Raw genomic sequence first — 11,468 nt, forward strand, 5'->3', positions numbered from 1 at the left:
TTCCTTCTTTTATGAAGCCTCAATCTTTCGTTTGGCGGATTTTCCTTGGACTTTGGCGGATTTCTTCATCAGCATGGCGGATTTGTTCCCAAATTTGGCGGTTTTCCTTCTTTTATGAAGCCTCAATCTTTCGTTTGGCGGATTTTCCTTGAACTTTGGCGGATTTTCTCATCAGCATGGCGGATTTGTTCCCAAATTTGGCGGTTTTCCTTCTTTTATGAAGCCTCAATTTTTCGTTTGGCGGATTTTCCTTGAACTTTGGCGGATTTGTTCATCAGCATGGCGGATTTGTTCCCAAATTTGGCGGTTTTCCTTCTTTTATGAAGCCTCAATTTTTCGTTTGGCGGATTTTCCTTGAACTTTGGCGGATTTCTTCATCAGCATGGCGGATTTGTTCCCAAATTTGGCGGATTCCCTTCTTTTATGAAGCCTCAATTTTTCGTTTGGCGGATTTTCCTTGAACTTTGGCGGATTTCTTCATCAGCATGGCGGATTTGTTCCCAAATTTGGCGGTTTTCCTTCTTTTATGAAGCCTCAATCTTTTGTTTAGCGGATTTCTTCATCAGCATGGCGGATTAATGCACTGATTCTGCTACAAAGCCAAATTTCCCATTGTTGCCCTAAAGAATTCCCCCCGCAATCCCAAAGCAATAAAAAGAATGAGCCGCCCAAAAAGCTTTCATCTCTTCAGGCAGCCCACCCGCATTAATTACTATAATAATTGACGATTCCTTGATAAATCGCATTTCCAAAAATCTCTTGATAGTTGCTGTTGACCAGTTTGGAGAGGTCCTCATTATTCGTAATGAAGCCCAACTCGACAAGCACCGACGGGAAGACCGAGTGGCGGATCACGTAATAATCCTCGCGTTTCACTCCACGATTCACCATATCCGCCTGCTTCACAATCTCGTTATTGATGTTTGTCGCAAGCGCTTTGTCTTCGAGTTCATTATCATTTGCGGTAATGCTGTAATACGTTTCTGTTCCCTTGGCGCTGGAACTGGATGAGGAATTGACATGAATGCTCACGAACATTTCAGCATATTTCCCTTGAGCAAAATCCACCCGATCCTGCAATGTAGGATATGTATCCCCTTCGCGCGTCATATACACCACCGCGCCATCTCTTTCCAACTTTTGTTTCACCGTGCTGGCCACCGCCAGAGCGATGCGTTTTTCCGCATAACTGCCGTTTACTGCCCCCGGATCCTTTCCGCCATGTCCTGGATCAATCACGATAATCCGGTTTTTCACGGCCGTTCCGCTTTGGTTGATCAATTTCAAATACGTTTTATGCACATAGCCGACGGAACCTTTATAGTTCACTTTGGCCCACCAACCATCAATGGAAATGACGTACACTTCATCGCCGCGATTCAATTTTCCGATAATGGAGGAACTTGCATTCGCCGCACTCCGGACATTCAAATCATTCACCGTCGCGCGTCCAATGGTATCCGTTCTTTCAGGAGCCGTTTGATGCTGGCATGGATTTTGGCCCGTCACCGGTTTCACATCCAGACGGAATTGGGCGTTCATGGCCCGTGCCACCAACAAGGAGAATTGCATTCTTGTCAAATAGCTGTCCGGATTGAATTTTCCGTTGCTTCCTTGGGCAATTCCATTGTAGTATAAGGCATTTATATATTTAAAATACGGATGGTTGGTTGGAATGTCACAGAATGGCGACGGATAAGACGCATATTTGTTCACATCCAATTTGAATGCCTTTGCCACCGCCATGCTCATTTCTCCACGGGTAAGCGGGGCATACGGATTGAACCGTTTATTGGAAGTGTTGAAAAGCCCCAGACTGGCCGCTCTTTCCACAAATCCCGATAATTCAGGATCTGTTTTCGGATTGACGTCCACAAAGGAAGATTGCGAAACTTTCAGCGGTTGATAACCTGCACCCAGCACAACCATTTTTGCGGCTTGTCCACGAGTGACAGAGTTATATAACTTGAACACTTGCTTGCCATTTTCGTTATAGCCTTTAATGATGCCCCGATCCGCCAAATAATTGATTGGTTGATAGGCTTCATGAGTTGCAGGAACGTCTGCAAACCGTTGACTCGCGGATGCTTCCGTACTGAATGCCGCCATCATTACAAGCGACAATAATGCACATAAGAAGCCGAATTTTTTCAAAAACATTTCGTTTCCAACTCCCCCTTCCAAATTCGTACAAAATAGTAACTGGTATTTCCAAAAATAGCACTTTTTCGATGTGATTTAAAGGCATTTTTCATTTTTTAATGATAAAGCAACAGATAATTAGTAGTTTTTGTTAATTTTCTTTCCGGTTGATAAAAATTGCTGGTTTCTATACGGATCGGAATCTCTTTGGATGAATCATGGAATAATTTTCCGCAAACAAGCCAAATTGAAGCATTGCTGCGGGAAAGGAATCATTTGAAAGCGAACTGTCCCTCCCTTTCCGAGCAATGCATCAATTGTGGAATCTCTTGTAAAATTACAGAAATTCTTGCCATTATGGCGCTTTAAATACCTATATCATCGATTCGTTGCGCGGCTTAAGAAAGTCTCCAACTGAGTAAGCGTCACATAATCGTTCGGTCCGTACAAGCCATTGCCTTTTCCGATGGTAATGCCATGCTGCGCCAAAATTGTAATATAATCATAAGCCCAATGATTTTGAGGTACATCATGGAATTGCACCGCTTTGCCAGTCGGTTGCAAGTTGAAAGCCACTACGAGCACTTTGGCCATTTGGGCGCGGGTGATCGGAGAATTCGGATTGAATTTTCCTTGTTCATTCCCCTCAAAGATTTTCAATTGATGAAGGGCTGTTGCGGCCCCAGCCACTGAATCGGTCGGTTTGATATCGACGAATGGCGAATTGGTATTGGAAGTATCAAGGCCCAACCCTTCCGCCAAGCGCAAAGCCACTTTCTCGCGGGAAGCATAGAAGCTGAAATCGACCGCTGCCGGTTTCACTTCAGGAGCCGCTTTTGAGAAATCCACGATGCGTTTTGCTCCAACATAACGGCTCTTCCAGTAACTGTTATCCAATGAAGCAATGCTGACCCCTTTGCTTGAAGAAGAATTGATAAACTGATTGTTTCCGATGTAAATCCCTACATGGGAAACGCCATTTCCGGACGTATTAAAGAATACGAGATCCCCAACCTTCAAATTTGCTTTTGAAACGGGCGTGCCTTGTGCATATTGGGCTGCGGATGTCCGGTTGATTTGATAACCCAAATCGGCGAATACTTTCTGCGTAAATCCGGAACAATCAAATCCTTGTGTTGTCGTGCCGCCCCATACATATGAGACCCCTATGTATTGTTTTGCTGTTGCTACTAATTCTTGTGTAGTTGCCGCTTCCGCATCCACGATGGGTGATGTAAAAATCATGAAAGATGCAAAAACCGGTATTAGCCATCGCTTCTTCACTGTCAAATCCTCCTTCAATTTCCTCACTTCGCAATCTATTTCGAGCCTACCATAAATTTTGGACCAGTGATTTTTCATTTATGTAACGATTTGTTTTGTGATTTTTGAGAAAAATTACGTCTAAGGAAGAAAATAACGCATTTAACGACATTCCATTTTACAAAAAGTGATAAAATGTAATACGTTTGTAATATTACTATTAAAAAAATGATATTTTTTAAAAGGAAATCGAGGATAATAATGGATTTTTAACATAAATAAAGTAATTTTTTGATTTAGATGGAAGATGGTTGAAACGCTTTTTGGTGGCTTGATTTAGGGAAGGATTTTCGCATTTGAAGGAAGGATATGATCCGATTGATTTGGCTGGTGGCTTTTTGTCACTTGGCGATTATTTCTATCCCTTTGGCGGTTATCTTTCCCGATGGGGCGATTATTCTCGTAACTTTGGCGATGATCCTATTGCAGAGGTGCCCCTTTTTTGCCCCGCGGCTATTATCTTCTTCCTTTTGGCGATTATCTTTCCCAATGTGGCGATTATTTCCGCGACTTTGGCCATTATTGCTCGGGAAGAACCCCCTATTTTAATCCTCGGCGATTATCCGCCAAGGTAGTGCCCCCAGCCTGAAACGCCCAACCAAAAGAAAAACTGCCTGGAAACTTCCCCTTCCAGACAGTCAAATAATTCATTACCCAACGGCCGCATCGAGCAGCCTACTGAGCCTTCACATCAATTTTGATAATATTCCACAATTCCTTTATAAATCGAATCGCCGAAGATTTCGATGTATTCGCTGTTTGTCAATTTCGCGCGATCTTCCGGATTGGTAATGAATCCTAATTCCACCAATACGGATGGAAGCAGCATATTGCGAATCACATAATAATCCTCTTGTTTAACGCCGCGGTTGTACATATCCGCATTTTTCACAATTTGATTGTTGATCGCTTTCGCCAACGTTGCATCTTCTTCCACATTCACATTTCCCTGTACACTATAGTACGTTTCTGTTCCGTTGGCGCTCTTGCTTGCAGCGGAGTTGACGTGAATGCTCACAAACACTTCCGCATAGTGGTTCAATGCAATATTCACCCGGTCTTCAAGGGTTGGGTACGTATCGCCCGTTCTCGTCATGACGACTTTGGCCCCGGCCGCTTCCAATTTATTTTTCACAACGGTCGCCACCTTCAAGGTGATCTCTTTTTCCACCGCGCCTTCATCGGATGCGCCAGGGTCTTTGCCGCCATGGCCCGCATCGATGACGATGATGCGCCCTTTCACCGGACTGCCGCTTTGGTTGATCAATTTCAAATAGGTTTTATGCACATAGCCTTTTGTCCCTTTGGCTGTCGTCACATTCGCCCAGTTTCCGCTGATGGAATGGACGGCCACCACATCCCCTTTGTTGAGGGTGCCGAGGGATTTGGAGGAAGCGTTGGCATTTTGGCGGATGTACAATCCGTTCGTTGTCACCCGTCCAATTGTATTGGTTGTGTAGACAGGCGTCTCTCCCGGATTAGGCTTTTCCTCTACCGGCTTTGCTGCAGCCTGTTCCTTCGTCGATGAAATTGGAACATAGCCCGGAACGCCTCCTTTTTGCGTCAAATACCAATTTCCAACGGTTTTATACACCGGAATCTGTTCGTTGGCATTATAAGAACCGATCACTTTGGAGCTGGTATTCGCCGATTTATAAACATTCACCTTTTGTGTGGCGATGACATTTTTCTGCACTTTGCCGAGGGGTTGCCCCGAATCATCCACCACTTGGGCGTAGCTGCTGGAAATATAGGCATATTGCCCTTTATACATCACTTTGAACCAGCCGGATTGAATTTCAAATAAAGGGAGCTTGTCCCCTTTATTGATTTGCCCGATCCGATTGGCATTGGAGGAGGTATCTTTGGAACTGCGCACATTCAAGCTGTCCGTCGTAGACATCACCGTACCAATGGCATCTTTTTCATTTGGCACTTGCACCCCTTGGACCGGCAATGGCAAACGGAAACGCGATTCTTTTGCCCGGGCGATGAAGGATGCGAATTGCCCCCGGGTAACGGAAGAATCCGGCATAAAGACGCGATCATTGCCGGAAGGGCTTCCTTGCGTGATACCGTTGTAGTAAATGGCCGCAATGTATTTATAATATGGATGGTTTTTCGAAATATCTTTAAACGGAACCGATAAATTGGCATATTTATCCGCATCCAACTGGAAGGCGACCGCCAAAACCTTCGCCATTTCCTTACGGGATAAATTGACATAAGGCTTAAATTCGCCATTATTGTTATAAGCTGTGAAATATCCCGCTTTCACGGCCCTTTCCACGTATTGCGAAACTTCGGTGCCCGCTTGGATATCCTTGAATGAAGATTTGCTGACTGTCAGCGTTCCCAGCCCTTTGGAAATTACCACCATTTTTGCCGCCTGCCATCTCAATACCGGCTCATGCGGCTTATAATATGTACCATTTTTCGTTTCGTACCCTTTGATGGCCCCCAAACCGATCAAATACTGAATTTCCTCATAAGCATCGTAGTTTGTCGGCACATCGACAAATTGTACTTTTGCACTAGCCGTATGTATATTCAATAGGAACGACAAACACAGGACAAAAGCTGTGAACAAAAAACCTGCTCTTTTCTTAAACAATTATCTTCCCGCCCTTCTAAGATAGTAATTTTATTCTACCAAAAGAATTATTTGCATACATCCGTCTTTTCTACCTTATTACCCAATTTCATCCTCGGATGACCCAATAATTTCGACCCAAAAAAATAATTTTCAACAAAAAATGAAAAGGGAGGTGTAATTTTCCGCTTCATTGGGTATTAATGAAATATCAAGATTCGGCTCCCTCTTGAAAAATAAATCTTGAAAAATAAAAAAGAGAGGTTCGTAATGACCTCTCTCCTATTTTTATGGATGTATTTCAATTCCTACAAGTTGAAGTTGGTAGCGATTGATGATTATTGTAAATTATTTTTTATACGTTCAATGAAAATGTCCAAGTGTTCCAATGTTGCGTAATCATCCACGCCGAATGAACCGTCCGATTTGCCTGTTGTGATGCCGTTGGATGCCAAAATTTGAACATATTCATATGCCCAGTGGTTTGCTGGCACGTCTGTGAATGTTTTTGGTTCACCTTTCATTTGTAAACCATAAGCTTTCACCAAAACTTTGGCCAATTGGGCGCGTGTGATCGGAGAACCAGGGTTGAATTTTCCGCTCGCATCGCCTGTGAAGATTTGTAATTCATTTAATGCTTTTGTCGCTCCAGCATATTTTGAATCAGGTTTCACATCAACGAATGGCGTAGCTGTGTCGTTTGTATCCAAACCTAACGCAGCGGCAAGGCGGATTGCAGCTTCACCACGGGATGCATAAACGCTGAAATCGATTGCGGCTTCTTTTACTTGTTCCGCTTGTTCATTTGTAAATTCCGCCACACGTCTCGCACCGACATAACGGGAGCCCCAATAGTAACGGTCATTGATGTTGTCGATTTCTACGCCACCGGAAGTCGTAGCGGAAATGAATTGATTGCTTCCCAAATAGATGCCGACGTGGGATACGCCTGAGCCGGATGTATTGAAGAACACCAAATCTCCAGGTTTCAAATCACTTTTGGATACAGGTGTTCCTTGAGTGAATTGTTCTCTTGAAGAGCGTTTCAAAGAAATTCCGAATTTTGAGAATATATAGCGCGTATATCCGGAACAATCGATTCCCGTTTGAATGTTTGTTCCACCATATTTATATGGCGCTCCGATATATTGCTTCGCTGTACTAGTTAATTCGTTCACTGTTGCAGCTTCTGCCGCGCTTACTCCAATTCCTGATACAAGCATAAATGATGCAAACATTGGCAATATCCATTTCTTCTTCACGAACACTTGGCCCCTTTCAACTAACTATTCCGTTCACTATACACTCACAGTTAATAGACTACCATAGAATGAACTCTCGTAATTTTTCATTTGTGTAACTTTTTCCGGTTATAACAGAAAGTGCCGAAATCCTTGTTATTTGAGGAAATTCGGCACTTATAACAGAAAAATATGATATTACTATGTCGATGTTTGTAATATTCCTGTAATAATAGATATACTTTATTACAAGTTATTTACTAGAAAACAGCTGAACCCAATAATAGTTTCCATTGGCATCGGCTTTGATTCCCACCCCGATATAGGTATAGGAATCTTTCAAAATGTTGTCCCGGTGCTCTTTGGATGCCATCCACGCATTGACGACATCTTTCGGCCTTTTGAAATTGCGGCCGATGTTCTCTCCAAATCTCGTAAATTCGTAATCAAAGAGAGTGGCCATGTCCCACGGATAACCGTAATATGGGGAATAGTGGTCGAAATATTTTCTTTGAATCATGTCCTGGGCTTTGATGATCGCCAGTTGATTCAGGGCCAAGTCTTGTTTCAATGCGGGAAGCCCCGCTTTTTTCCGCTCTTCATTCACCAAATTGACGACTTCATTTGTCCAGCCGGCCGCCGTATTGACTGTCGAAATGTAATGTTTGGATAAATAGTCGTAGGCCAATTGATAAGAATTGATTTTTTTCTTGAAATCGATGCCTCTGTAAACAAGTTCCGACATTTGCGCCCTTGTGACGTTTTTATTGGGCGAAAATGTGGTGGAGGTAGTCCCTTTGATGATGCCCACATCCGCCAGGGATTCAATGTAATCCTTTGCCCAAAAGTTTTTCGGATAGTCTTTGAAAGTGGTTTTATTGATTGAATCCACTTTTACATTGTAAGTGAGGGCGATCATTTTGGCGATTTGGGCTCTTGTCAGCGGCTCTTCGGGGCGGAAAGATTCGTTGTTTTGCACGATCCCTAACTCCGCCAGCTTTCGGATTTCTTTATAATATGGATGGCTTGCCGGAACATCCTTCGCTTTCAGTACGAAATTGGAGTCGAGCGGGATCTCCAGTGACCGGGCCAGGACGCTTGCCGCCTCTGCACGGGTCGCATACTGATTTGGTTTGAAAGTCCCATCAGCGTATCCGCTTATGTACCCTTTTTTGGTCAGTTCCAAAATGGATGTCGATGCCCAAAAGTTGCTATTGATATCTTTATATGTTTGGTTGGAAGCTCCCAGTGCTGTCGTTTCAGTGTGTGAAAAAATCCCAAGCAAAAATAGAAATAAGGCGGCCAACACAATTTTTCGTTTCATTATATTCTCTCCACTCTAAGCAATTTGGATTATACCCAATGTTAATATATTATTGATTCTCTATTTCAATTGCAATAACCTTTCGTGGATTCATAGAAATTAATTTTCAACTGCCAAAATGTCCAAAATTTGCAATATTTTTTGAGGGTGAATAAAAAGCATTATCCCCGGAAGATAAAGATGCCGGGGATAATGCTTTTTTCACGCTTATTCGATGCCGATGATTTCGAAATCCCCTCCGCCCGTCGCATCAATGGCTCTTTTCAGGAATGTGGCCAATTGTCCGCGGGTCAACGCAGTATAAGGGCTGAATGTGGTAGGCGTTGTGCCCGTTGTAATTTTATAGTCAACGAGGGTTTGAATGTATTGTCTTGTTGGGATGTCGGAAATGGAATTGACATCTTTGAATGGTGTCACGGTATTTTTGGAGATGGACAATTCAAAAGCCAACGTAATCATTTTGGCAATTTGGGAACGGGTCAATGTGTTTGTCGGGCGGAAAGTGCCGTCCGGATAGCCGCTGATCACGCCTTTATAACTGAGCGCGGCAATGGCCCCATAGTATTTGCTTGATTTCGGCACATCTGTGAATTTGGCGTTCGGAACATTCACTGTATCCAGCTTCAACGCATTGGCAATAAATAAAGCCGCTTCCTGGCGTGTGACTTGCTTGTAAGGTTCGTAGGTTTTGCTGCTTGTCCCTTCAACGATTCCTTTATTGTACAGCTCCACGATGGCTGGATAGTGGGTATCTTTTGTCGTGACATCGATGAATGGGTTCGTCGCCGCATTGGCAGGGGCCGCCACAAGGATGGAAGCGGTGATGATCCCGATGACGAATATCCAACATTTTTTCAGTATGGTCATTGATTTTCCTCCTATTTCGCACTTTCTTTGAGCGAAGTTATTTCTATGATTCTATCATAATTCAAAATGAAGATTTGGATGAGGGAAATTGGCACGATTTTTTCTGGAATTCGAGGATGCGATTTCCCAGGCATAGGAGAATTTTCATTGGACGATTGGCGATGATGTCGGCGAGTGAGGTGATGATTTCCTCTTTGGAAGACGTTATTTTTTTGCTTGGCGATTATTTTCATGATTGTGGCGATGATGTCTTCCGGTTTGGCGATTTTCTTTCCGGTTTTGGCGATGATCCCTCCCAGGAAAGCGCCTTGCGATTATAGGAATCAGAACACAAAAGGCCGAATGAAAATCCAAATACTTTCCATTCAGCCCTTTTGATCCAAATTCCCCTGCAAGTTTGCCAATCAAATTCCATTTTGGTTGGCAGCCTAACGTACAAGAGCAAAAAAGACTTGTATTATTAAAATTGCTCGCCCTTATTTCTCATCGGCAAATTTCACCGGAATGTTTATAGGAATCTTGAGTTTTCATCTTTAAGTCAGCTTCTTCCAACCCTTCAAACGAACTTTCCGGTAGCGCCACAAAATTTAATTACAAAAAAAATTATATTATTTTACAATATCTTATAAATATTTCCAAAATATTGTCGATATTGACTACGGAATGTCATTGAACATCCAAAATTCTATATCAAAAAAATATATTGTTTATTAAAAACTGGAGGTAGGAAAAAGTGAGTCAAAAACTTTGGAAAGGATTCAGCAAAAAAGCGATGGTATTGGCGGGATCGTTTGCTTTATCCGCATCCATTGCGACTTCAGCTTTTGCGGAAACCCAACCCTTCAAAGATGTGCCAACAAATTTCAGAGCATATCAGGAAATCCAATACTTGTCCGAAAAAGGAATCATCAAAGGTTATTCCGATGGCCATTTTGGCGTGAATGATAACATTACGCGCCTCCAAGCCTTGACCATGATTTTGCGGGAAAAAGGCATTACGGATTTTCTGATGTGAAAGATCCCGGTTTCATGGATATGAAACCTGGCACTTATGGTTACGAGATGGTGGCCAAAGCGGTTGAATTGGGGATCATCCAAGGAAAAACCAATGCACAAGGTCAAAAATTCTTTGATCCATACGGCAAACTGACCCGTGCCCAAATGTCTTCGATTTTGGTAAATGCCTACAATTTACAAGGCACTTCGAACATTACGTATTCAGATGTTCCAAAATCTCATTGGGCTTACAATGCGATTCAAACCTTAACACAAAATAAAATCACTATCGGGTATGGAGACGGAACATTCGGCCCTAACAACCCTATTACACGCACACAGTTTGCGTTAATGATGGCTCGTTTGTTAGATGAGTCATTCGCTCCAACAACGCCACCAAGCAATTCAAACCAAAATACACCTGGCAAAACCTATCCAGATGGCTGGACTGCCCCAACACTAAAATCAAAATGGAGTCCTAATACTCTTGAAAACTTTAAGATTTTACAGAATGAACTTGGATTTAGCGATGATGGAAGAAGTTACGACATTCAAGGTAGACCAGGAGCTATTCAAGTTTTTGGAGCATCTCCAAGCAGTCAATACGAAGTATATATTAACTTTTACATGTGGGACGGAGATGCTGGAGGGTTAATTCCTCAAGCATATCGAATTCCAATCGTAGCCAAAGAGTTATTTAAATTATACTTTGAAGAGGATTATATGACGGTTTGGAACTACTTTGATAAAAATGACATTCCAGAAAATTTTAGTGCTGGTGGTCGCAAAGTTCATGCTCTTTATGATGAGAAGAATGGTTGCTTGGGATTACAAGTTGGTCGTAAGTAATTTTTAGAGGCTGGGACAAAACCCCCTCTAAAATGAAAACAGCTCATGAAATTTTGGAATGAAATTTCATGGGCTGTTTTTCATTTTTTCAATAAAAAATAAGGACCTCTTCTGTTAAAATTAAGTTAGCACA

General features: G+C 42.6%; 10 protein-coding genes. 4 read left to right on the plus strand and 6 right to left on the minus strand.

Features of this window, described 5'->3' with window-relative positions; translation table 11 throughout:
- Positions 1-705: 705 nt before the first annotated feature.
- Positions 706-2,160: an N-acetylmuramoyl-L-alanine amidase gene (locus tag ACFPOH_RS11990; protein WP_342580990.1), complete on the minus strand. Its 1,455-nt coding sequence runs from the start codon at positions 2,158-2,160 to the stop codon at positions 706-708.
- A gap of 360 nt (positions 2,161-2,520) precedes the next feature.
- Positions 2,521-3,426, minus strand: coding sequence for a C40 family peptidase (locus ACFPOH_RS11995; protein WP_390309839.1), 906 nt, complete (start codon positions 3,424-3,426; stop codon positions 2,521-2,523).
- A gap of 335 nt (positions 3,427-3,761) precedes the next feature.
- Between ACFPOH_RS11995 and ACFPOH_RS12000 the strand changes: the two genes are divergently transcribed.
- A complete protein-coding gene (locus ACFPOH_RS12000; RefSeq protein ID WP_390309841.1) occupies positions 3,762-4,040 on the plus strand; it encodes a hypothetical protein in 279 nt (92 codons plus the stop codon).
- Between the two features lie 116 nt (positions 4,041-4,156).
- On the opposite strand, the gene ACFPOH_RS12005 is transcribed toward ACFPOH_RS12000, so the two are convergent.
- From ACFPOH_RS12005 to ACFPOH_RS12020, 4 genes are all read right to left on the minus strand, one after another.
- Positions 4,157-6,079, minus strand: coding sequence for an N-acetylmuramoyl-L-alanine amidase (locus ACFPOH_RS12005; RefSeq protein ID WP_390309843.1), 1,923 nt, complete (start codon positions 6,077-6,079; stop codon positions 4,157-4,159).
- 317 nt (positions 6,080-6,396) lie between these two features.
- On the minus strand, positions 6,397-7,320 hold the full coding sequence (locus ACFPOH_RS12010) for a C40 family peptidase (RefSeq protein WP_390309845.1): 924 nt from the start codon (positions 7,318-7,320) through the stop codon (positions 6,397-6,399).
- A 232-nt stretch (positions 7,321-7,552) separates the two neighbouring features.
- Positions 7,553-8,623, minus strand: coding sequence for a CAP and S-layer homology domain-containing protein (locus ACFPOH_RS12015; RefSeq protein ID WP_390309847.1), 1,071 nt, complete (start codon positions 8,621-8,623; stop codon positions 7,553-7,555).
- Between the two features lie 207 nt (positions 8,624-8,830).
- The gene (locus ACFPOH_RS12020; protein ID WP_390309848.1) at positions 8,831-9,490 is read right to left on the minus strand and encodes an S-layer homology domain-containing protein; all 660 of its coding nucleotides are present in this window, start codon (positions 9,488-9,490) and stop codon (positions 8,831-8,833) included.
- Positions 9,491-9,651: 161 nt separating this feature from the next.
- On the opposite strand from ACFPOH_RS12020, the gene ACFPOH_RS12025 reads away from it, so the two are divergent.
- From ACFPOH_RS12025 to ACFPOH_RS12035, 3 genes are all read left to right on the plus strand, one after another.
- Complete coding sequence (locus ACFPOH_RS12025) at positions 9,652-9,810, plus strand: hypothetical protein (RefSeq protein ID WP_390309849.1); 159 nt, start codon at positions 9,652-9,654, stop codon at positions 9,808-9,810.
- A gap of 413 nt (positions 9,811-10,223) precedes the next feature.
- On the plus strand, positions 10,224-10,505 hold the full coding sequence (locus ACFPOH_RS12030; RefSeq protein ID WP_342580982.1) for an S-layer homology domain-containing protein: 282 nt from the start codon (positions 10,224-10,226) through the stop codon (positions 10,503-10,505).
- The gene (locus ACFPOH_RS12035) at positions 10,502-11,335 is read left to right on the plus strand and encodes an S-layer homology domain-containing protein (RefSeq protein WP_390309851.1); all 834 of its coding nucleotides are present in this window, start codon (positions 10,502-10,504) and stop codon (positions 11,333-11,335) included. The genes ACFPOH_RS12030 and ACFPOH_RS12035 overlap by 4 nt, the downstream gene beginning before the upstream one ends.
- Positions 11,336-11,468: the final 133 nt, after the last annotated feature.

It is taken from the genome of Ureibacillus suwonensis (assembly GCF_042655065.1).
GTDB classification, from domain to species: Bacteria; Bacillota; Bacilli; order Bacillales_A; family Planococcaceae; genus Ureibacillus; species Ureibacillus suwonensis.

Bases quoted from the DNA above. Each gene is read 5' to 3' on its own strand.
- ACFPOH_RS12020 (WP_390309848.1), bottom strand. From the start codon at position 9,490: ATGACCATACTGAAAAAATGTTGGATATTCGTCATCGGGATCATCACC.
- ACFPOH_RS12025 (WP_390309849.1), top strand. From the start codon at position 9,652: ATGATGTCGGCGAGTGAGGTGATGATTTCCTCTTTGGAAGACGTTATT.
- ACFPOH_RS12015 (WP_390309847.1), bottom strand. From the start codon at position 8,623: ATGAAACGAAAAATTGTGTTGGCCGCCTTATTTCTATTTTTGCTTGGG.
- ACFPOH_RS11990 (WP_342580990.1), bottom strand. From the start codon at position 2,160: ATGTTTTTGAAAAAATTCGGCTTCTTATGTGCATTATTGTCGCTTGTA.